Below are 21239 nucleotides of genomic sequence, written 5' to 3'. Positions count from 1 at the left end.
GTCTCGCTGCCGGTGGCGGAGCGCCATCCTCGACCAGTCTGCGTAAAAAACCGGTTCAGACGTCGAACGTGGCGAACTCCACGAGGGCTCAGCGCGTGCCGCGCACCACGATGGTCTTGCCGGCGACGTCGATCATGCGCTGCTCCTCCAGCTGCTTGAGCACGCGGCCGACCATCTCGCGCGAGCAGCCGACGATGCGGCTGACTTCCTGGCGCGAGATGCGGATCTGGGTGCCGTCCGGATGGGTCATCGAATCCGGCTCCTGGCACAGGTCGAGCAGGGTGCGCGAGATGCGGTTGGTGACGTCCATGAAGGCCATCCGGCTGACCTGGCGCGAGGTGCGCAGCAGGCGGTTGGTCAACTGCGAGCCGATCGCGAACAGGATCTTCGGGCATTCCTCGCGCAGCGGGCCTTCCATCAGCTGGAACAGGCGCTCGTAGCTGACCTCGGCCATCTCGCACGGGGTGCGCGTGCGCACCATCGACTCGCGCTGGGCCTGCTCCACGAACAGGCCCATCTCGCCGATGAACTGGCCGCGGCTGATATAGGCAAGGATCAGTTCGCGTCCCTGCTCATCCTCGGTGCACACCGCCAGCGAGCCCTCGATCACGTAGTACAAGGTGTTGGCCGGGTCGCCGGGGCGGATGATCGCGGTCTTGCCCGGGTAGCGTCGTCGATGGCACAGCGCCAGGAAGCGTTCCATTGCGGCCGGGTCCGGGGCAAAGCCCAGCGGCGCCTGCGAGCGTTCGAAAGCCTGTTGGAGCTGGTACTTGAGTTGCGCCACGATCATCCCCTACCGGTGGTTGTCATTGAACAGTGGCAACCGTTGCCACACGCCGTGCGTGCTCATGGACCATCCTTGCAAGCTGGCATTATGGCAAACCTGAGCGATTGTCGCAGGTTCAATTTCTTTTCTTTTTGCCGCATACTTCGCGGTCTTCCGGGTGCGACGGGGTCGTCGCATGCGGTTCACAAGGGTCGTGCAGGCTGTACGCCTGCGCTTCACACCAATCGCGGGGACCCTTGTCGCTAACCCGCCTCTGCTGCTGGCCGAGCGTTCGGCCATGGAGAGCCGCCCGTGGTCAAGCCACTCCCCCGTCTGCGCCTGCAGGGTTTCAACAACCTGACCAAGGCGTTGAGCTTCAACATCTACGACATCTGCTACGCGGTGTCCGAGGACCAGCGCCAGCGCTACATCGAGTACATCGACGAGCAGTACGACGCCGACCGCCTCACCCAGATCCTCACCGACGTGGCCGAGATCATCGGCGCGAACATCCTGAACGTGGCCCGCCAGGACTACGACCCGCAGGGCGCCTCGGTGACCATCCTGATCTCCGAGGAGCCGGTGGTCGAGAAGCTCGGTCGCGATTCCATCGCGGGCGCCGTGGTGGCGCACATGGACAAGAGCCACATCACCGTCCACACCTACCCGGAAACGCATCCGCACAACGGCATCGCCACCTTCCGCGCCGACATCGACGTGGCCACCTGCGGCGTGATCTCGCCGCTGAAGGCGCTGAACTACCTGATCGACAGCTTCGAGTCGGACATCGTGGTGTGCGACTACCGCGTGCGTGGCTTCACCCGCGACGTGAAGGGCAAGAAGCACTTCATCGACCACAAGATCAACTCGGTGCAGGACTACCTGGCCAAGCACATCCGCCAGAAATACGAGATGTTCGACGTCAACGTGTACCAGGAGAACATGTTCCACACGAAGATGCACATCAAGGACTTCGACCTCGACACCTACCTGTTCGAGTCGCACGCCGACGACCTCTCGTTCAAGGAACGCCAGCGCATCGAGTCGCTGCTGCGCCGCGAGATCGAGGAACTGTTCCACGGGCGCAACTTGATGTAACGGAAAACCCGCCGGGAGGCGGGTTTTTCCTCGACTTCCCGCCGGGATTTCCGTCGGAATTACGCCATGCCGCACGTGCCGTTCAGCTTCCGCCGAACAACTGCTCGGCGCGCTGGAACAGTACCCAGCTCGTCGCGATGATCTTGTCGCCGCCTTGCGGGCGGTTGCCGCGGTGGGTGTGGGTGAACGAAGCCGGTGCCAGCAGCAGCGTGCCGGCGCGCGGAACGATTTTCCGCCGCTGATGGAGGAACTCGGTTTCCCCCTCGGTGAAGCCGTCGTTGAGGTAGATCGTCCACAGCAGGTGCCGGTGCAAGGTGTCCGCGCGCGGGTCGCGTGGGTACAGTTCGCAATGCCAATAGGGATAGCCGCCGCGCCCCGCACTGTAGCGCTGCAGGTTGATCGCACCCGGTCGGAAGACCATTTCCGCCATCGACGACAGCGCGTCGTCGTTCATGGCCCGGAGGCGCTCGGGTGTGAGTCGATGGCGGGTGCCGCCCGGTCCCGGAACCTCGAGCATCAGCGGGGCAATCAGCACGTGCGGATACCGCCGCAGGTACGCCAGCAGGCCGCGGAACACCGCCTGATTGAGCAACGCTTCCGCGTCACGCCAGTCGGCCTGTTCGCTGAGGGCGAGATCCTGGCTGTCCTTCAGTTCGGGCAGCACACCGCCGCCGACCCGGCCCGGGCGGGTTTTCCCGCTTGCCGCAAAACGTTCCACCAGCGCCGCGCACTGTGCTGCAGTCAGGGCGTCGGGGTACGTCTCGATGAAATCGGGCGAGCCATCGGCGGCATCAGGGGCAGTGGGCATGCGGGAAACCGTTGGCACGCAGCGCGCGGAATGAGCAGGAAAAGTACAGGTGCCCATCATGGCACGCTGCAGGCATGTCTTGAACACGCCGGAGCGCGGCAAGCCGCGGCAGTGCCGTCCTGCGGATCTCTAGTCGAGCAATCCGCGGCGCAGCGCATATCGCACAAGCTCGGCGGTATTGCGTACGGCGATCTTGGTCAGCACACGGGTGCGGTGGTTTTCCGCCGTCTTGGTGCTGATCGACAGCCGGCGCGCGATCTCCTTGGTGGTCAGGCCCTCGGCAATCAGCCTGAAAACTTCGCGTTCGCGCGCGGTGAGGAGTTCGTAGCGATCGTCCGGCAGGCGCTCCGGGTGTTGCAGCTGCTCCGCCAGCGCGCGCGAGGCATGCGGTCCGAAATGCCCGCGTCCGGCATGGACGTTGCGTACGGCGGCAAGCAGTTCAGCCGCCGCGCTGTCCTTGACCAGGTAGCCACTGGCTCCGACGCGCACGGCCTGCAGCACGTACTGGTCCTCCTGGTGCATGGTCAGCACCAGCACGCGCGTGCCCGGCAACTCCTGGTTCAGACGGCGCACGAGCTCGATGCCGTTCAGGCGCGGCATCGACAGGTCGGTGATGACGATATCCGGGCGAGTGGCCAATGCCTTGCCGATGGCCTCGACGCCGTCGGCCGCCTGCGCGATGACCTCGATGTCGCCATCACTCTGCAGGATCCCGACGAGGCTCTCGCGGACCAGGTTGTGATCGTCCACGAGCAGGACGCGGATGGGCTTGGGCGGCATGTGGGATACCCTGCACGCCATCTCCGGTTGCGTCAAGCGCAACCGGGCGTGCATGAGTCAACGATTGTCCAGCGGCACGACTGCGCGCAGACGGGTGCCATGGCCGGAAGTGGAACGCAGCTCGAACTGGCCGTTGAACAATTGCAGGCGTTCGCGGATACCGCCCAGGCCAGTGCCGCCGGCAGCCTGTGTCTGCACCGGGTCAAAGCCGCATCCGTCGTCGACGATCTGCAGTTGCATGCGGCCGCTGCGCTCGACCAGATGCACCAGTACGCTGCGTGCACCGGCATGCTTGGCCACGTTGTTGAGGGCTTCCTGGGCGACGCGGAACAGCAGCGTCTGCAACTCCTCGTCGAGGGCGGGCAGCGGTTCGATTTCCACGGTGATCGCGATGCCGGCGGCTTCGCCGAGGCTGCGCGCCAGCCAGCGCAGCGTCGGTTCCAGGCCGAGGTCGTCGAGGATCGGCGGACGCAACAGCCGCGAGAGTTGGCGGGTGTCGTCGAGGGTATCGGCGCACAACGCGATCGCCTCGTCGAGGCTGGCACGCAACGTCCCCAGTTCCGCCGGCAGCGCGTCGCCGATCTGCGCGAGTCGATGCTTGAGCGCCGTCAGGTTCTGGCCGACGCCATCATGCAGATCGCGCGCGAGGCGGCGCCGCTCATCCTCCTGCACATGCAGCACCGAGCGGCCGAGGCGGCGGAATTCGCGCTCGCTCGCTTCGAGCCGCTGCAGCAGGTGCTGGTAGCGCAAATGGGCTTCGGCGGGAGGCGGCGGGGTATCGCGGGTCATGGCGTGGTGTCCGCTCCCACGCGGCGGACGGGGGATGAACTTCCCGCATCGCGCAGTTGCGTGGGCAGTTTGGCCCGGAAGGCAGCCTGCGCGGCAGCCGCGGCTTGCTCGGCAGCTGCCGCTCCGGCGGCGTCGCCCGCCAGCCGCTGGGCGCTGGCGCCCAACGTGTATATCTGCGGCGCTCCCAGCACCTCGCTGCCGTGCATCAGGCTGATCGCTTCGCGGTAGGCGCGCCGTGCCGCCGTCGCGTCGTGCGCGGCGAGCGCATGTTTCATCGCCAGGGTCAGCCAGTCCAACCGCAATTCGGCATTGCCGAGCATCGCGGTTGCGCTATCCAGCCCGGTATCGGCACGCGGGTCGATATGCGCGCGCAGCAGCGCGACCCGCAGCTGAAGTTCGCGCACTCCCGACGCCTTGGCCAACGGCTGTGCGTTGTCCAAGGCTGCGACCGTGCTCTCCAGGTCACCCGCATGCAAGGCCAGTTGCGCACGCACGATCTCGACCCCGGCACGCTGCTCGACTGAGGTGCCGGGGTCGGCACTTTCGAGCGGTTTGAGTTCGCGCCGTGCCGTGGCCTCAGCGCCCGCGGCGAGCAGTGCCTGCACGCGCAACAGGCGCGTGTCGGCTTCGCCACGCCGATCGCTGCGCTGGCTGAACAGGGCGATGGCCTTGTCGGCCTGGGCGAGCGAATCGGCCACATCGCCCTGCATCAACGCGAGCTTGGCCAGATTGCGCCGGCTCACGGCCGCCTCCTCGGGCATCTGCTGCCTTTCAGCTTCGGCCAGCGCGCCTTCCTGCAGTTTGCGTGCCTCCTGCCAATGGCCACGCGCCGCCGCCAGCAGCCCCAGGTTCTGCCCGGTGCGGATGCGGCCGGTGTCGCCGAGGCCAGCCTCACTTTCCGCGGTGCGTTGCCAGTAGCTCTGCGCGTCGTCGTACCGGCCGAGCTGGAAGTTGGCGAAGCCAATATCGTTGAGTGCCTGGGCCAGTCCATGTGCGTCGCCGACCTGCTGCCAGCCCTGCAACGCACGACGGTAGGCTTCGAGTGCCCCGAGGTAGTCGCCGCGTTCCTCGGCAAGCACGCCGAGTTCGTTGTCCACGGCAGCCAGCCCCTCGCGGTCGTCGAGTTCGACCGTCAGCGCACGGGCCTGCGCAAGTGCGTTGCCGGCTTCGTCAAAGGCCCCGCGAAGGCTCAACACGTTGGCCAGATTGCGCAGGCTGGTGGCCACGCCACGGCGGTTGCCGACATCGCGCTGGAGCGTCGCGGCCTTGCGGTATTGCTCCTCGGCATTGGCGGTCTGGCCGAGGCGGCCGTAGCCGATGCCGAGCGCATTGGTTGTTTCCGCGACTCCATAGGGGTTTCTGCCGCGCTTGTAGAGCACCAGCGCGCGCACCAGATAATCGTCGACGGCGCGCCTCGCCTCACCTTGCATGATCGAGAACTTGCCCAGCTCGAACCAGGCGCGCGGGTCGTCGCCGTCGCGAGCGGTAAGTTGTGACAGTCTGGCCATGGCGGCACGAAAATCCCCGCCGCCGCCCTGGGCTCGCGCGAGTTGCAGGTCGGTCAGGGTGTCGTCGGGTGTTTCAGCCAGTTGCGCACGCCATTGCGCGATCGCAGCCGGAACGTCGCCATCGTACAGCGCGCGCTCCGCGGCGAACACGCGTTGCAGGCGGACAGGCGCGGCGTTGGCCGCACGCTGCCCCTGTTCGATGGCGTCGAGCGCCACATCGCGCTCGCCGACCGCCTGCGCAAGGCGCAGCTGGGCGTGCCACAGCACAGGGTCGTTGCGCTCGCGCCGGGTGATGGCGCGCAAATCCGCCAGTGCGGCAGGGATGTTGTCGTTCTCACGCACCTGCAGGACCGCGCCAAATGCATCCAGCGTCGCGACTTCGGCGGGCAGTTTCAGCTCGGGTGCGGGCGCAGGTGCGCCGAGTGCCTTGGCCAGGGCCGGCTGGGCGAGCCAGGCATGCAAGGCGGTGGCCGCGTCGGCGGCTGGCGGACCGTCCAGGGTCTGCGTCGCGGCGTCGTCCTTGCGCAGCTCGGCGTGCACGTACCAGTGACCGTTGCGTTGGCGCAGATCCGGGGACAAGGTGCGATCGGCAGCAGCAAGGCGGCGCAGCGCGGCCGGGTCGGGGGTGCTGCCGGCCGCGTCCAGCTGGCGCAGCGCCTGGAAGGTCCGGTCGGTATCGACGCTGGCGACACCGGGCAGCGCGAACAGGGTCGCGCGCAGGTAGGCGTCCAGTGCGATCACGCGCGGTACCGGTAGTGCCGCGCCACGCAACGGCAACACCAGAACCCGATGGAGCGGTGGCGAGGCGTCGTTGCCGGTCGTCTTGTCGTGTGGCATCCACCAAAGCGTGCCCGTGATGCCGATCGAGGCCAGCAAGGCTACCGTTGCGAGCCAGGCGCGACGATGCGCACGCAGATCGCGCGGCATCGCGCGGCGGTCTATGGCCTGGATCACGGCGGCCGCATCCGGCAGTCGGTGCGCCGGACGCGGTCGCAGCAGTCGTTCGATCAGTCGGGCGACCCAGGCCGGCACGTCGGGGCGTTCGCGGGTGACCGGCGACGGGGTGCGGACCAGTCGCTGGACGATTGCCTCGGCGGCAGTGGCGCCCTGGAACGCAGGCGCGCCCGTCAGCATCTCGTGCATGATCAGGCCCAGTGCATACAGATCGCTGCGCGTATCGACCGGATCACCGCGGGCTTGTTCCGGGGAGAGGTAATCGGGAGTGCCGATCACCGCGCCCGTACCGGCGAGGGTGAGGCCGCTGCTGGCGAGCGAACGGGCCACGCCGAAGTCGCTGATGTACGCGTTGCCCTCGCGGTCGACGAGCACGTTGGCCGGCTTCAGGTCGCGATGTACCACCATCCGGGCATGGGCAGCCTGCAGGCCGAGAGCGATCTGCCGTGCGATCCGCAACGCGTCCTCCAGCGGCATCGCGCCACGGTCGATGCGCTGGTCCAGCCCTTCGCCGTCGACATAATCCATGCTGATCAGCCAGTGGCCATCGTGCTGGGCGAGGTCGTGGATGCGCACCACATGCGGGCTGGAAACCTGGCGCGCGAGCAACAGCTCCTGGCGAAATCGTTCAAAGGAATCCGATCGGACCGCCAGCTCGGGCCGCAACAGTTTGAGCGCGACCGGCACGTCCAGCGCAGTGTCGTGGGCACGATAGACCACGCCCATGCCACCCGCCCCGAGCAGCGCCTCGATGCGAAAACGCCCGGCAAGCATCGTGCCGGGCGCCAGGTTCATGTGCGCATAGATGCCAGTGGCGGTCGGCTGGCTCGTCATGTCTCCAGAATCCTCTCGGTGAGGATGCTGTTCCAGTCGAGTGGCGGCGTGGATGGATACATGGCCAGGTCCTCGCGCGCGCGACGCGCGATGAGCCACAGCGCGGTGCGGTCGGCAAACGCCTCCAGCAGTTCCAGGTCGAGCGTGGTCAGGGGCGGACCCGGTTCGCGGCGATCGGCGTAGATCGCGCCGAGCACCTGGTTGCCGTCGAGCAACGGCAGACAGACCAGCGTGCGCAACCCGGCCTGGACTACCGAGGCACAGGCGCCGGGCCACACATCGCCGCCGATGTCGTTGAAGACGACCGGGCGGCGTTGCTCGATGGCGCGGGTGACCGCACTGAGGCTGCCGGCGAATTCGCGACCGATCATCTGCGACGGATCCAGCGCGAGCGCGGCGAGGACGCGGTAGCGGCCGTGCGTGTCGACCAGCAGGAAGCCACGGCTGCAGCCGGCGAGCTCGGCCACCGCGCGCAGGCTGGCGTCGGGCAGCGACTGGCCGGGGGCATCATCGCTACGGTCCTTGCGGGCAATCGTGTCCAGGTGGGCCGTGCATGCGGTAGCCGTGCGGTGACGTTCGTTGCGGCGCCTGGCGTCGGCTTCCGCCGCGGCGCCGTCGAGCAGCGCCAACTCGCAATGGACATCGCCGAAGCGCAACCAGCAGGACGTGTCGATCGAGGCAGAGTCGATCCGGGCGCCTTCAACGAAGCTGCCGTTCTTGCTGCGCAGGTCGGCCAGCTGCCAGCGTCCGTCGTCGCTGGCGAAAAGTTCGGCGTGTGCGCGCGATATCGAGGGGTGTTCCAGCAGCAGCCCGCAGTCGTCGGCACGACCAATCCGCAACCGGTCACCCGGGCTCAGAGAGCGGGTGAGGGCGGCGTGGTCCGGGACAAATGCGGTCAGCCGTGCCTGCATGCAGGCATATTAGCGCACGGCATTCGCGTGCACAGACGGCCCCGCGCAAGGCCCGGCCAAGCAGCTTGGCCGCCATGTACCGCCCCCTGCACCCACCTTCGCGCGGTCAGACCCTTCAGCGGCCGAAGTCGCGCTGGTAACCGATACTGAAAGCCAGTGTGGAGGTGGCGGCCAGTAGTTCGCCAGCCTGGTTATCGGTATCGCGGGTGGCCCGCCATTGCGAGGGAATCGCCGTGCCGGCCCGGCTCACCACGCGCGCGCGCAGCTGATCGAGTGAGCTCAGGGCGTCGCCGAACTGTCCCTGATTGACGGCGCTCTGCGCCGCGTCCGCGTTCATCTGCAGCGGTCCGCGCTCGGACAGCGGCAGCGCCGCGATCAGCGACTGCAGCCGGCCGAACTTGTCCGTCACCACCTCGCTGCTGGAGCGGAGATCGGTCAGTACCAGGAACTGCGAGAAGCCCCCGGTGGTGCCGCGTGCGCGCACGCTGCCGGGCGCAATCTCATCGGTGATGTCGCGGAAGCTTCCATTCAGCGGTGCCTTGAACAGGCGCAACTGGCTTCCTGCCGTGTAGGCGAGCGCATGGGTATGCACCTCGACGTGCACGGTGCGCTGAAAGCTGAGACCACCGAGTGCCGGCGGCTCGATCGTGACCATCAGCGCAAACGAAGGATCGAGCCGGTTCAGGCTGGCATTGGGCAGTCGCCCCAGCAGCGCTGGACTGGACAGGTCCACCAGCTGCGCACTCACGCCGAGACTGCCCGGAGTCAGGCCCAGGCTGTCGTCGAAGGTCAGGATCACTTCGGCCAGCATCTGCTGGGTAGGCAGGTCGACCCGCACCGTCGCCACGTTGCCGGCGACCGCGACGGTGACAGGCAAGTTCTGCGCCAGGGCCAGCGGGGCGCACAGGCAAAGGGCCAGGCCGAACACCAGCTTGGCGGTGAGAGCGAATTTCGGCATGACGGACTCCTGCAATGCGACGCCGATGACGGCAGGCGTTCGGAAAATCGTGCGGACGCCTGAACCTAGCCGATCCGGTGCGGTGGCGCCAATAGGGGAGTTCACTCAGTACGGGCGCGTCTGGTGCCCGGTGGCACACTCGCCGGAGTGCGGACAATCGCGGGCGGCGCCCTCCGCTGATCGACATGCGCGCTGCTGCCAATCGGCCGGGGCGTGGATATCGGGATGCCAGCGGAATGGAGGCGTGGGTGATTTCCCCTGTGGCGGGTGGGTGCAATCCCGGATGGAGAAGCCGCCATGTCGGTCGGGATACTCCGGGGGCGCCCCATTTCCGGCGGGCGAATCTCCGGAGCCATCACTATGTCGTCCATGTTTGTTCCAAACGTCAAACGCAGGACCTTCCGCCTCTGTGCCGTGGCGGCAGGCCTGCTGGCCAGCGGCGTTGCGCTGGCCGATGCCCAGCTCGACCCGCAACTGCTGACGAAGATGGGTGTTGCCGCCCCCACGGACCAGTTGCAGGTCGTCATCAGCTACCAGCAGTCCGGCCCGGTGACGGCCGGGCAGGTGGCCGAGCTCAATGCGCTGGGCATCAGCAAGGGCGTGACCATGCACACGCTGCCGATCGCCGGCGCGCTGGCCACCCCGGAACAGATCCGTGCGCTGGCCCGGCACAGTGATGTGGTCTCGATCTTCTTCAATTCGCCGCTGGAGTATCTCAACCAGGAGGCCCGCGAGATATCCGGCGCCGCGCGCGCGGTCGAGAACCCGGCCGACTACCGTCGCGCGATCCCGTTCAGCGGCAAGGGCGTGAGCGTGCTGGTCAACGACTCCGGCGTCGACGGCACCCATATGGACCTGCAGTATGGCCCGCATCTGGTGCAAAACGCGCAGGGCGCCACCAACCTCGCCGCGTACGACTCGATGCTGCCGATCACCTACGTCGAGGGCGTGCCCAATACCGACTGGGGTTCGGGCCACGGCACCCACTGCGCCGGCACCATCGGCGGCACCGGCGCGCGCTCGAATGGCCTGTACCGCGGGGTGGCGCCGGGCGCCGATTTGGTCGGCTACGGTTCCGGTGCGGTGTTGCTCATCCTCGACGCGGTCGGCGGCCTCGACTACGCCGCGACCAACCAGTTCAGTTTCCACAACCCGATCCGCGTGACCAGCAACTCCTGGGGCAGCTCGGGCAAATTCGATCCGGCGAACCCGGTCAACATCGCCACCTACGAGCTGTACAAGCGCGGCATCGTCAGCGTGTTCGCCGCCGGCAACGACGGTCCGGGTGAAGATACCCACAACCCGTATGCCCAGGCTCCCTGGGTCATTTCGGTTGGCGCCGGCGAGAAGAACGGCGTGCTGACCGGTTTTTCCTCGCGCGGCAAGCGTGGCGAGTCGAGTACTTTCAGGATGCCCGACGGCGTGCAGTGGACCTACGTCAACCAGCCGACCATCGTGGCCCCTGGCGTAGACATCGTCTCCACCCGCGACAGCACGGGCACGCTGCCGGCACTTGCGGCTGAAAAAGACGCGGCGACTCTTTCGCCGGCCAACTTGCCGTTCTACACCGTGATGAGCGGTACCTCGATGGCCACGCCGCACGTGGCGGGCATCGTCGCGCTGATGCTCGAGGCCAACCCGAACCTCACCCCGGCGAATGTCCGCGACATCATCGCGCGTACCGCCACCAACATGACCGGTCGACTGCCGTGGGAAGCCGGCGCGGGGCACATCAACGCCTATACCGCCGTGGCCGAAGCCGCTGGCGTGCGTAACGGTTTCGGCGCGACGGTGAACGCGCTGAACAGCTTCAACAGCAACCAGGTGATCGTCGCCGGACCGCCGCCGGTGCCGTTCTCGGTGAACTTCGCGCCGGTGGGCCCGGTGGGCGAGCAGTCCTTCACGGTCGGGCCGGAGACGGCCTGGGTGAGCGCGCGCGCCACCATCGACGCCAATACCCTGGCGCTGGTGCTGATCGACCCGGACGGCGTGCGCTATGGCTCGTCGATCGCCCTGCCGGTCATCGGCGATACGGTCACCACCGGCGCGCCGGCCAAGCCGGGCGTGTGGCGGGTTACCGTGCGCGGCATCGGTTCGGTCTCCGGCGTCGGCCTCGATCCAGCCAAGGTCACCAACGGCTATGCGGCGCCTGGCACGGTGACCGGCGAGGTCGGCTTCCTGAACAGCGGCGGTTACACCGGGCTCAGCGACATCGCCAATCATCCGGCCAGGTCGGCGATCCAGTTCGCCGTTGCCAACCGCCTCGTCGACGGTTATCCGAACGGGCAGTTCCGTCCCGACCAGTTCCTCAAGCGTGGCGAACTGGCGCAATACCTGCTGATGGGCGCCAGCGTGCGCCAATACCTGCCGTTCTCCGGCAAGCCCAGCTTTACCGATGTCGGTGCCAGCGACAGCATGTATCCGTTTGCCGAATCGGCCATCGCCCGTGGGGGTGCCTTGCGTGATCTGAGCAATGGCCAGGACGGCGTGATGACCCTGCAGCCGAACGGCGCGTTCCGGTCGAACGACAGCGTCAGTCGACTTGGCCTCGCCTACTCCCTGGTGCAAAGCCTGGCGTTGCAGAATGAGGCGCGCTCGTTTACCGGCACTCTCACCGCGTTCTACGATGGCCGGCGCATCCCGCTCGACGATGCGGCTTCGATTCCGGCCAACCTGCGTGGTTACGTGCAGTTGGCGCTGGATCGCGGCGTCATCAATGCGCGTTTCACGGTGGTCCAGGGGCCGTATGACTTGCAGCCGACCCTGCACGCCTACTTCGATCCGAGTCTCTCGGTCACCCGCGCTGCCTATGCCGTCGCAGCCGGTCGCTACTTCTCGCTTTACCAAAGCGGCAAGTAAGCTGGGAAAGCCGAGCAAGCGTTGGATTCGCAATGCGGCCCGGGGAACCGGGCCGCATTGTTCGTTGGGTGTCGACCGTTTTCCGGAGTTTCAATTCCGCGCCGAACGCCATTCGGCAGATTACCGGCTTCTGGGAATGCGCCGCCGGGCCTCGCGCATTATCCGGCAGCAAAGTGCCGCCACGTTCGCGGGAAGCCGGGCCTATATGCGATAAGCCACCGCTTTCATCACCAACGAGCTGAGCCGCATCAGTGTTGGCAGCGGCCCGGGCAGCTCGACGCCGCCGTGTGCCTGCGCGGCCTGCGCGTGGCGGATCTCGTCCGACTGCATCTGGGTCAGCACCGCGCGCGAGCGCGCGTCCTGCATGGGCAGCTTTTCCAGGTGCTCGGCCAGGTGTGCCTCCACCTGGCGCTCGGTCTCGACCACGAAGCCCAGGCTGAGCGGATCGCCGGCCAGCGCGGCGGCGGCACCGATCGCGTAGCTGCCGGCGTACCACAGCGGGTTGAGCAGGCTCGGGCGGCTGTCCAGTTGCTGCAGGCGCTCGGCGCACCAGGCCAGGTGGTCGGTTTCCTCGGCGGCGGCATGCAGCAGGTGCTGGCGGTTGTCGGCATGGCGTGCCAGCGCGGCCTGGCCGAAGTACAGCGCCTGCGCGCAGACCTCGCCGGTGTGGTTGACGCGCATCAGGCCGGCGGCGTGGCGGCGGTCGGCGTCATCCATGTCCGTCTCGGCGATGCCGCGGGCGGGTGAGCGCCGATGCGACTGCGGTGAACCGGCGATCGCCTCCAGCGCGCGTTCACAACCGGCGAGCAGGCGGTCGAGGGGGCTCAGTGTGCGCACGGTCATGGGCTTTCCTGGTTCGGGGGAGCTGTTCGAGTTGTTGGGCCGGCAAGGCCGGCAGGTGCCGGGGCCAGTCCCGGTGCGTCGATACCGGTGGCAGAGACCCGCCACCGACGCCTCGGGCAGCCAGCTCGGCGATACGCCCAGCGGGCGCGTGCTGGGGGCTTTTCAAGCACCCTGCCGGTCATGCTATCATTGCCAGCTCACAGCTTGCCGACCGGCAGGCTTGCGCCGTGGATGACGGCTCCGCTATCATCTCGCGCCTTTGTTCCACCGAAGCATGCTTTCCTGAATCATGCGTACCGCCTCACGGCGGCAGACAGGTATTCTGAAATGAAAACGTTTAGCGCCAATGCCGACAACGTCAAGCGCGACTGGTTCGTGGTCGACGCTACGAACAAGACGCTCGGTCGCCTGTCGACCGAAATCGCCCGTCGTCTGCGCGGCAAGCACAAGCCGGAATACACCCCGCACTGCGACACCGGCGATTATATCGTGGTGATCAACGCGCAGAAGGTGGCGGTCACCGGCGCCAAGCTGGACGACAAGATGTACCACCGCTTCACCGGTTACGTCGGCAACCTGAAGACCACCAGCCTGAAGGACCTGCTGGCGACCTACCCGGAGCGCGTGATCGAGATCGCCGTCAAGGGCATGCTGCCGAAGAACCCGCTGGGCCGCGAGATGTATCGCAAGCTCAAGGTCTACGGCGGCGCCGAGCATCCGCATACCGCACAGCAGCCGCAGGCGCTGGAGATCTAAGGAAATGAGCATGGCAACCCAGCAGAATTACGGCACCGGCCGCCGCAAGGCCTCCGCCGCCCGCGTGTTCCTGCGCAAGGGCAAGGGCGCGATCGAAGTCAACGGCAAGTCGCTCGAACAGTTCTTCGGCCGCGAGACCTCGTGCATGATCGTGCGCCAGCCGCTCGAACTGACCCAGAACACCGACAAGTTCGACATCAAGGTGACGGTCGCCGGCGGCGGCATCACCGGCCAGGCTGGTGCAATCCGCCTGGGCATCGCCCGCGCGCTGATCGAGTATGACGAAAGCCTGAAGTCGCCGCTGCGCAAGGCTGGCTTCGTGACCCGCGACGCCCGCGAGGTCGAGCGCAAGAAGGTCGGTCTGCACAAGGCGCGTCGCGCCACGCAGTTCTCGAAGCGCTAAACTAAGCTTCCTAGCCCCGTCGCCAAGCGGTAAGGCACCTGACTCTGACTCAGGCATTCGGTGGTTCGAATCCATCCGGGGCTGCCAAAATCCAGATGCCGACACCCGCAGTGATGCGTGGCGGTCCGGCCGAGAAGCCCGCCTCATGGCGGGCTTTTTCGTTCCGGCCGAAAGCACGCCGGGACTGAGCGTCACCGCTTTCGAGCCGAGGCGTTGTCGCGAAGCAGCAAGATATTGCGTGCAAATTCATGGACTTCGTCCCTTCGGTTTTGCAGTGCACCAGAGTAAAATCCCCGTTTTCACCCCCGTGATGATTTCATGACGCCAGCCACTGACACCCCCGTGGAGCATACCGATGTGCGCACGGTAGGCAGCACGGATGCACTGCCGATTGCCCCTGCGCTGGGCCTTTCACTGGATGCCGCGCGGATGCCGCGCAAATCCACCCTGGTCACGCGCCGCATTCTGCTGATCAGCGTACTGGCGGTGATTCTGGGTGTCGTCGCGGCTTATGTCGCGCAACTGCTGATGCTCACGATCAACCTGATCACCGACCTGTGCTTCTACGGTCGGGTGTCGGACGTAATCGGCCCGCATGCGCGTACGGGCTCGTTCGTGCTGTCGCCGGCCGACAACCAGCTGGGGGCGTGGGTCATCCTGATTCCGGTCGTGGGTGGCCTGCTTGCGGGCGTCATGGCGCGCTGGGGTTCGCGGGCAATCCAGGGGCACGGCATTCCCGAGGCAATGGAGCAGATCCTCACCAATGAATCCAACATCCCGGCGCGGATCACCTGGTTGAAGCCGCTGTCGTCGGCATTTGCCATTGGCACCGGCGGCCCGTTCGGTGCCGAGGGGCCGATCATCTCCACCGGCGGCGCCATGGGTTCGCTGATTGGCCAGCTCCTGCGAGTCACCGCCAACGAACGCAAGGTGCTGCTGGCTGCCGGTGCGGCGGCCGGCATGGCGGCGGTGTTCGGTGCACCGGTGGCATCGCTGGTGCTGGCGGTGGAGTTGCTGTTGTTCGAACTGCGTCCACGCTCGCTGATCCCGGTGGCCTTGGCCGCGGTGACGGCAGTTGGCGTGCGCTATGCGACCTACGGCGCCGCGCCGGTGTTTCCCATGCCCGACGTGCTGCAGCCAGGAGGTTGGGCGCTGATCAGCTTCGTCCTGATCGGTGGTCTGGTCGGTTACGCCTCGGTGTGGGTGACCAAGGCGGTTTACGGCGTTGAGGACATGTTCGAGAAACTGCCGGTTCACTGGATGTGGTGGCCGGCATTGGGGGCGCTGGTTGCCGGCTTCGTCGGCTGGATCGAGCCGCGAACCCTGGGCGTGGGCTATGACAACATCGACGCCCTTGTACAGGGCCACTTCGGTCTCACCATGCTGCTCAGCTTTGGCGCATTGAAGTTTGTCTCCTGGGTGATCGCGCTTGGCAGCGGCACCTCCGGCGGTACGCTGGCACCGCTGTTCATGATCGGCGGTTCGCTGGGTGCGGTGATCGGCATCGGCATCAATCATTTTCTGCCGGGCTTCGGCATCGACCCGCGCATCGCGGCGCTGGTGGGCATGGCGGCCATTTTCGCCGGCTCGTCGCGCGCGCTGCTGACGGCGGTGGTCTTCGCCTTCGAAACCACGCGTCAGCCAGCCAGCCTGCTGCCCCTGCTGGGTGGCTGCACCGCTGCCTACCTGATCTCGGCCCTGCTCATGCGCAACACCATCATGACCGAGAAAATCGCCCGTCGCGGCGTGAAGGTGCCGTCGGAATATGCCGCCGACTACCTGGAGCAGGTCAGCGTGGGCACGGCCTGTTCGCGCAATGTGACTACCCTGCGAACCACGCAGACGCTTGCCGAAGTGCGGCGCTGGCTGGCCGACGAGGCCTCGCATACTCAGCATCAGGGTTATCCGGTGGTGGACGAACAGGGCCGCGTGCAAGGCGTGTTGACCCGGCGCAGCCTGCTCGATCCGCAATGGCATTACACCCTGGCGCTGGGGGAGTTGCTGACGCGGCCGCCGATCGCGGTCACCGAAGATCATTCACTGCGTGAGGCCGCCGACCACATGGTCGCCGAGAGCGTGGGGCGACTGGTGGTGGTGAGCAAGAACGATCCGCATCGGTTGGTGGGCATCATCACGCGGGGCGACATTCTCGCTGCGCATGCGCGGCGTCTGCGCGAGGCGCGCTTCAAGGGCCGCCACATCAAGCTCGGCAAATCGGAAAAACCGGCGGGCGCGGCGTGATCCGCTGAGGCGGTCCAGGGCGGGACCGCGCACGAATCAAGGCACGCGCGATGATTGCGCCGAGCGAGCGACGCCCGCCGCCGCCGTCAGCCCATCAACTGGTCGCCGATCAGCACCACGTCCGCCGGACGCCGCGCGAACAGGCCGACGGTGACGATGCCGGGCAGCTGGTTCAGCTCGCTTTCCAGCGCGGCCGGGTCGACGATCTGCCAGCCGTGCACGTCGATGATCCAGTTGCCGTTGTCGGTGACCACGCCGTCGCGCCATACCGGGTGGCCGCCGCGCTTGACGATCTCGCGGCCGATCAGGCTGCGCGCCATCGGGATCACCTCGATCGGCACCGGGAACTTGCCGAGCAGCTCGACCCGCTTGCTGGAGTCGATGATGCAGACGAACTTTTCGCTCGCCGCGGCGACGATCTTCTCGCGCGTCAGCGCGGCGCCGCCGCCCTTGATCAGGCGCTTGTACGGGTCGCACTCGTCGGCGCCGTCGACATAGAGCGTCAGCGGGCCGGTGGCGTTGAGGTCGAGCACCGGGATGCCGAGCTTCTTCAGCTGCGCGGTGGACTGCTCCGAGCTGGACACCGCGCCCTGGATGCGCTGCTTCAGGTCGGCCAGCGCGTCGATGAAGAACGCCACGGTGGAGCCGGTGCCGACGCCGACGATGGCGCCGTCCTCGACGTAGCGGATCGCGGCTTCGCCGGCCTGGCGTTTTTCGTTGGCGTTGCTCATCGGTGGATTCCGGTGGAGGGTGGTCGGCTCGCGCTCATTCCAGCGCGAGGATGTATTTCCAGTGCGCCGCGTCGACCGGCATCACCGAGAGCCGGTTGCCCTTGCGCAGCAGCGGCATGTCGGCGAGGGCAGGGTCGTTCTTCAGTTCGTCCAGGCTGATCGTGCGCTTGAGCTTCTTCACGAACTTCACGTCGACCAGCATCCAGCGCGGTTTGTCTCGCGAGCTGCCGGGGTCGAAGTATCTGCTCTTGGGGTCGAACTGGCTGGGATCGGGGTACGCATCCGTGGCCACTTCGGCGATGCCGACGATGCCGGGTACGGCGCAGTTGGAGTGGTAGAAGAAGACCGGGTCGCCCACGCGCATGCCGTCGCGCATGAAGTTGCGCGCCTGGTAGTTGCGCACGCCGTCCCAGGCTTCGCGCTTCTTGCGTTTCAGGTCGTCGATCGAGAACGCGTCCGGTTCGGACTTCATCAGCCAGTGGTTCATGCGTTTGCTTCCGGGTGGCAGTCGATCAGCTCGCGCTCGGTGGCGATGAAGTCGAGCGGCACGTCCCACGCTTCCTCCTCGACCTGCGGCAGTTCCTGGAACGCGTAACCGACGCCGACCAGCAACGGTTCGGTCGGGCGCACCTGCTCGTTGAGGAAGGCGAAGCTGCGGTCGTAATAGCCGCCGCCGTGGCCGAGACGGTTGCCGCGGCGGTCGAAGCCGAGCAGCGGCACGAACACCAGGTCGAGCTGGAACGGTTCCAGCAGTTCGGTCGGCGCGGCCGGCTCGGGGATGCCGTAGCGGTTCGGCTGCACGTCGTCGCCGGCTTGCCACGGCGCGAAGCGCAAATGCTTGCCCGCGCCGATCACCGGCAGCAGGAACTGCTGGCCGCGGCCGGCCAGCGGCGCGATCGCCAGGTTCAGCGGCAACTCGCCGTGGCTGGCCCAGTAGCCGGCCACGCGTGTGTCGGTGAGGTATTCGGGGAGCTGTTCAAGGCTGCGGCGCAGGCCCTGGGCGGCGGCGATGCGTGCGCTCGGTGGCAGGGCGCGACGCTGATCGGCCAGGCGCTGGCGAAGCTCGCGTCGTCGGGCGGTGGCGTCCACGTTTCGCGCAACTCCGTCGTAGTTCGCCCCGTTCGTCGCGGGACGAACGGGGCGGGGAATGAGTGGCGTCACCGCGATGCCGCTGCCCACCGAACGACCTTGATCCACGATGGATCAGGTGGGAGAGCTACATGGCCTCAAGGCTTTCCGCACGTGGCGGACATGCACAACAGCCGATGTGAAGCCGACCCGGGGCCGTATTTAGGAACAAGGCAAATGTAAGAGTGTGCTGGCGCACATCGCAGAAAACGCCGGGGACGATTCTAGGCGCTTGATCGCGAATGTGCCACTGCCGGGGACCGCTCGCGGTTCGCCGGACGCGCCGTTTCTAGCGCTTGGCCGGCTCGCTGTCGAGCGCGGCATCGAGCTTGTTCCGCAGCGCGGCGAGGCCGTCGCTGAGTCGCTGCTCCTGGTAGTCGTGCTGCTTGCGCAGGCTGAGGAACTCGTGCGCCACGCTGATCGCGGTGAGCACCGCCAGCCGCTCGAAACTGGGTGCCTTCGCGTTCGCGCGCAGTTCGCGCATCTTGCGGTCGAGGAAGCCGGCGGCCTCGAGCAGGCCGTCGCGCTCTTCCGGCGCGCAGGCAATCAGGAATTCTCGGTCGATCAGTCGCAGCGCGACCGGTTCACTGCTGGACATGGGTTCTATCAGCCGTTGCTTTCAAGCGATTTGAGCCGCTGGATCATCGCCTCGACGCGGCTGCGGGCCTGCTCGTTGCGGGCCAGCAGGCCCGCGCGCTCGCCGGACAGCTGCTCCTGGCTCTGGCGCAGGCTGCGGTTTTCCTCGCTGAGCCGGTGCACCGTGTCCAGCAGCCGGTCAAGCTGCTGGGCCAGGGCGGCCAATTCCTGATGGACCGGATCGGGCTGGATGGGCTCGGGCGTACTCATGCACGAAACTATAACAGGACGCCGACGGAAAACAGCTCGCCCGCGACAGCCGCGATGACGGCCCCGGCGACTGCATTAAACTGGCGGCCATTACCTGACGGAGCACCGCCATGACGGCACCCGGGCTTGTGGGCCACGACGACATCGACGCGCTGCTCAGGCGCCTGCGCCTGGGCACCACGGCCAGCGAACTGCACGGCTCGTTGTGCGGCTATCTGGCCGGCGGCGGCTCGCTGCACGGCAGCTCGGTACTGGCCGCGCTGCAGCTCGACGGCGAGGCGACCGACATCGGTGCGGACGATCTGGCCCTGCTCGGCCGGCTGGCGCGGCAGAGCGAAACCGAACTGGCCGATGCCGAGCTGGGCTTCGAGCCGCTGCTGCCGGAGGACGACCGCCCGCTGGCCGAGCGGGCCGAGGCGACGGTCGACTGGTGCCGCGGCTTCCTCGGCGGCTTCGGGTTGGCCGGCACGGCGGCGCATGCGCAGCTGTCGGACGAGGCGCAGGAAGTGCTGCGCGACCTCGGCACGATCGCCGCGTCCTCGTTCGATTTCGGCAGCGAGGACGAAGACGAGGACGCGCTGATCGAGGTGCAGGAGTTCGTGCGCGTCGCCGCGATGCTGCTGTTTGCCGAGTGTGCTGCACCCGACCCGTCCGCCAGCGGCAGCGTGCATTGATCCCGAGCGCCCCGAAGCTGGCCGCGCTGGCGATCGGCCCGGACGAATTCGCGCGACGCCGGCGCCAGCTGATGCAGATGGCGGGCGAGGACGCGGTGCTGCTGGTCGCCGCCGCGCCCGAACGCATGCGCAACGCCGACGCGGCATGGCCGTACCGGCAGGATTCGGACTTCCATTACCTGGCCGGTTTTCCGGAATCCGACGCGGTGCTGGCGCTGCTGCCGGGGCGCCGCCATGGCGAGGCGGTGCTGTTCTGCCGCGAACACGACCCGGCGCGCGAACGCTGGCACGGGCCGTCGATCGGCACCGAGCGGGCGGTGGCCGACTTCGGGCTGGACGACGCGTTCCCGATCGAGGACATCGACGACATCCTGCCCGGCATGATCGAGGGCCGCGGCCGGGTGTACTGCCACTTCGGCCGCGAGCCGGAGTTCGACGCGCAACTGCTTGGATGGATGCGCCGCCTGCGCCAGTTGCGCGGCGGCGGCGTGGTGCCGAAGGAGTTCGTGGCGCTCGGCCACCTGCTGCACGACCTGCGCCTGTACAAGTCGCGCGCCGAACTGAAGCTGATGCGCGCCTCCGCGGCGATCGCGGTGGACGCGCACCTCGCCGCGATGCGGATTGCCACGCCGGGCCGCCACGAGTACGAGGTCGAGGCCGAGCTGCTGCGCGTGGTGCGTGGCCAGGGCGCGGTGCCGGCGTTCCCGCCGATCGTCGCCGGCGGCGCAAACGCCTGCGTGATGCACTACCAGAGCAACCGCGCCGCCTTGCGCGACGGCGAGCTGCTGCTGGTCGACGCCGGCGCCGAACTGGACTGCTATGCGTCCGACGTCAGCCGCACGTTCCCGGTCGGCGGCCGCTACAGCCGCGAGCAGCGCGCGTTGTATGAAGTGGTGCTGGCCGCGCAGCTGGCGGCGATCGACGAGGTGCGCCCGGGACGGCCGTTCGGTGCCGCGCACACGGCGGCGGTGCGCGTGCTGACCGCCGGGCTGTGCGAGCTGGGCCTGCTCAAGGGTGATGCCGACGCGGCGATCGCCGACGGCAGCTACCGGCGCTACTTCCCGGCCAAGACCGGCCATTGGCTGGGGCTGGACGTGCACGACGTCGGCGACTACCGGGTCGGCGGCGATTCGCGCCTGCTCGAGGCGGACATGGTGCTGACGGTGGAGCCGGGCCTGTACGTGCCGCCGGACGACCGCTCGGTGGCCGAGCGCTGGCGCGGCATCGGCATCCGCATCGAGGATGACGTGGCGGTGACCCGCGACGGCAACGAGGTGCTCTCCGCCGCGATGCCGAAAGAGGCCGAGGCGATCGAGGCACTGCTGGCCGGGCGCTAGGGGCGCCCTGGCCCG

General features: G+C 67.4%; 20 protein-coding genes, 1 tRNA gene and 1 other RNA gene. 8 read left to right on the top strand and 14 right to left on the bottom strand.

Going from position 1 to position 21239, the window contains the following annotated elements; translation table 11 throughout:
- Positions 1-88 precede the first annotated feature (88 nt).
- Complete coding sequence (gene crp / locus R2APBS1_RS16475) at positions 89-790, bottom strand: cAMP-activated global transcriptional regulator CRP (RefSeq protein ID WP_007509612.1); 702 nt, start codon at positions 788-790, stop codon at positions 89-91.
- A gap of 288 nt (positions 791-1078) precedes the next feature.
- On the opposite strand from crp, the gene speD reads away from it, so the two are divergent.
- Complete coding sequence (gene speD, locus R2APBS1_RS16470) at positions 1079-1864, top strand: adenosylmethionine decarboxylase (RefSeq protein ID WP_007509610.1); 786 nt, start codon at positions 1079-1081, stop codon at positions 1862-1864.
- An 82-nt stretch (positions 1865-1946) separates the two neighbouring features.
- Here the strand turns inward: speD and R2APBS1_RS16465 are convergent, their stop codons facing one another.
- The 6 genes from R2APBS1_RS16465 to R2APBS1_RS16440 form a co-directional block, all read right to left on the bottom strand.
- Entirely contained in the window at positions 1947-2672 is a 726-nt protein-coding gene (locus R2APBS1_RS16465; RefSeq protein ID WP_007509608.1) for a 2OG-Fe(II) oxygenase, read from the bottom strand.
- Positions 2673-2801: 129 nt separating this feature from the next.
- Entirely contained in the window at positions 2802-3452 is a 651-nt protein-coding gene (locus R2APBS1_RS16460) for a response regulator (RefSeq protein ID WP_007509606.1), read from the bottom strand.
- Positions 3453-3509: 57 nt separating this feature from the next.
- Positions 3510-4241: a sensor histidine kinase gene (locus R2APBS1_RS16455; protein ID WP_015448786.1), complete on the bottom strand. Its 732-nt coding sequence runs from the start codon at positions 4239-4241 to the stop codon at positions 3510-3512.
- The gene (locus R2APBS1_RS16450) at positions 4238-7537 is read right to left on the bottom strand and encodes a serine/threonine-protein kinase (RefSeq protein WP_015448785.1); all 3300 of its coding nucleotides are present in this window, start codon (positions 7535-7537) and stop codon (positions 4238-4240) included. The genes R2APBS1_RS16455 and R2APBS1_RS16450 overlap by 4 nt, the downstream gene beginning before the upstream one ends.
- Positions 7534-8448 (bottom strand): FHA domain-containing protein, encoded by a 915-nt coding sequence (locus R2APBS1_RS16445; RefSeq protein ID WP_015448784.1) that lies wholly within the window; start codon positions 8446-8448, stop codon positions 7534-7536. The genes R2APBS1_RS16450 and R2APBS1_RS16445 overlap by 4 nt, the downstream gene beginning before the upstream one ends.
- Before the next feature lie 115 nt (positions 8449-8563).
- Positions 8564-9406: a DUF6689 family protein gene (locus tag R2APBS1_RS16440; RefSeq protein ID WP_015448783.1), complete on the bottom strand. Its 843-nt coding sequence runs from the start codon at positions 9404-9406 to the stop codon at positions 8564-8566.
- A gap of 297 nt (positions 9407-9703) precedes the next feature.
- Between R2APBS1_RS16440 and R2APBS1_RS16435 the strand changes: the two genes are divergently transcribed.
- Entirely contained in the window at positions 9704-12265 is a 2562-nt protein-coding gene (locus R2APBS1_RS16435; RefSeq protein ID WP_015448782.1) for a S8 family peptidase, read from the top strand.
- Between the two features lie 201 nt (positions 12266-12466).
- Here R2APBS1_RS16435 and coq7 read toward each other — a convergent pair whose 3' ends face one another.
- On the bottom strand, positions 12467-13108 hold the full coding sequence (gene coq7 / locus R2APBS1_RS16430; RefSeq protein ID WP_015448781.1) for a 2-polyprenyl-3-methyl-6-methoxy-1,4-benzoquinone monooxygenase: 642 nt from the start codon (positions 13106-13108) through the stop codon (positions 12467-12469).
- A gap of 327 nt (positions 13109-13435) precedes the next feature.
- Here coq7 and rplM point away from each other — a divergent pair, with 327 nt between their 5' ends.
- The 4 genes from rplM to R2APBS1_RS16410 all read left to right on the top strand — a co-directional run bounded on the left by rplM (position 13436) and on the right by R2APBS1_RS16410 (position 16508).
- Positions 13436-13864 carry a 50S ribosomal protein L13 gene (gene rplM / locus R2APBS1_RS16425; protein ID WP_007509589.1) on the top strand — a complete coding sequence of 143 codons (429 nt, stop codon included), beginning with the start codon at positions 13436-13438 and terminating at the stop codon, positions 13862-13864.
- 10 nt (positions 13865-13874) lie between these two features.
- Complete coding sequence (gene rpsI / locus R2APBS1_RS16420; RefSeq protein ID WP_041677086.1) at positions 13875-14267, top strand: 30S ribosomal protein S9; 393 nt, start codon at positions 13875-13877, stop codon at positions 14265-14267.
- A gap of 12 nt (positions 14268-14279) precedes the next feature.
- Positions 14280-14354, top strand: a tRNA-Gln gene (locus tag R2APBS1_RS16415).
- A gap of 231 nt (positions 14355-14585) precedes the next feature.
- Positions 14586-16508, top strand: coding sequence for a chloride channel protein (locus R2APBS1_RS16410; RefSeq protein ID WP_015448779.1), 1923 nt, complete (start codon positions 14586-14588; stop codon positions 16506-16508).
- An 86-nt stretch (positions 16509-16594) separates the two neighbouring features.
- Here R2APBS1_RS16410 and rpiA read toward each other — a convergent pair whose 3' ends face one another.
- The 6 genes from rpiA to R2APBS1_RS16385 all read right to left on the bottom strand — a co-directional run bounded on the left by rpiA (position 16595) and on the right by R2APBS1_RS16385 (position 19213).
- On the bottom strand, positions 16595-17239 hold the full coding sequence (rpiA, locus tag R2APBS1_RS16405; RefSeq protein ID WP_015448778.1) for a ribose-5-phosphate isomerase RpiA: 645 nt from the start codon (positions 17237-17239) through the stop codon (positions 16595-16597).
- Positions 17240-17273: 34 nt separating this feature from the next.
- Positions 17274-17726 carry an EVE domain-containing protein gene (locus R2APBS1_RS16400; protein ID WP_015448777.1) on the bottom strand — a complete coding sequence of 151 codons (453 nt, stop codon included), beginning with the start codon at positions 17724-17726 and terminating at the stop codon, positions 17274-17276.
- Positions 17723-18328 (bottom strand): 5-formyltetrahydrofolate cyclo-ligase, encoded by a 606-nt coding sequence (locus tag R2APBS1_RS16395; protein WP_041676812.1) that lies wholly within the window; start codon positions 18326-18328, stop codon positions 17723-17725. The genes R2APBS1_RS16400 and R2APBS1_RS16395 overlap by 4 nt, the downstream gene beginning before the upstream one ends.
- A gap of 64 nt (positions 18329-18392) precedes the next feature.
- Positions 18393-18579: non-coding RNA, 6S RNA (gene ssrS / locus R2APBS1_RS19825), on the bottom strand.
- A 77-nt stretch (positions 18580-18656) separates the two neighbouring features.
- Positions 18657-18965, bottom strand: coding sequence for a cell division protein ZapA (locus R2APBS1_RS16390; RefSeq protein WP_007509576.1), 309 nt, complete (start codon positions 18963-18965; stop codon positions 18657-18659).
- An 8-nt stretch (positions 18966-18973) separates the two neighbouring features.
- Entirely contained in the window at positions 18974-19213 is a 240-nt protein-coding gene (locus tag R2APBS1_RS16385; protein ID WP_007509574.1) for a TIGR02449 family protein, read from the bottom strand.
- 110 nt (positions 19214-19323) lie between these two features.
- Between R2APBS1_RS16385 and R2APBS1_RS16380 the strand changes: the two genes are divergently transcribed.
- Both R2APBS1_RS16380 and R2APBS1_RS16375 read left to right on the top strand, forming a co-directional pair.
- Positions 19324-19887: a UPF0149 family protein gene (locus tag R2APBS1_RS16380; RefSeq protein ID WP_015448775.1), complete on the top strand. Its 564-nt coding sequence runs from the start codon at positions 19324-19326 to the stop codon at positions 19885-19887.
- Entirely contained in the window at positions 19884-21224 is a 1341-nt protein-coding gene (locus R2APBS1_RS16375) for an aminopeptidase P N-terminal domain-containing protein (RefSeq protein ID WP_007509569.1), read from the top strand. The genes R2APBS1_RS16380 and R2APBS1_RS16375 overlap by 4 nt, the downstream gene beginning before the upstream one ends.
- Positions 21225-21239 lie beyond the last annotated feature (15 nt).

This window comes from Rhodanobacter denitrificans (assembly GCF_000230695.2).
GTDB classification, from domain to species: Bacteria; Pseudomonadota; Gammaproteobacteria; order Xanthomonadales; family Rhodanobacteraceae; genus Rhodanobacter; species Rhodanobacter denitrificans.
Note: the sequence above shows the minus strand (reverse complement) of the source record. Positions and strands in the feature narration are given on the sequence as shown.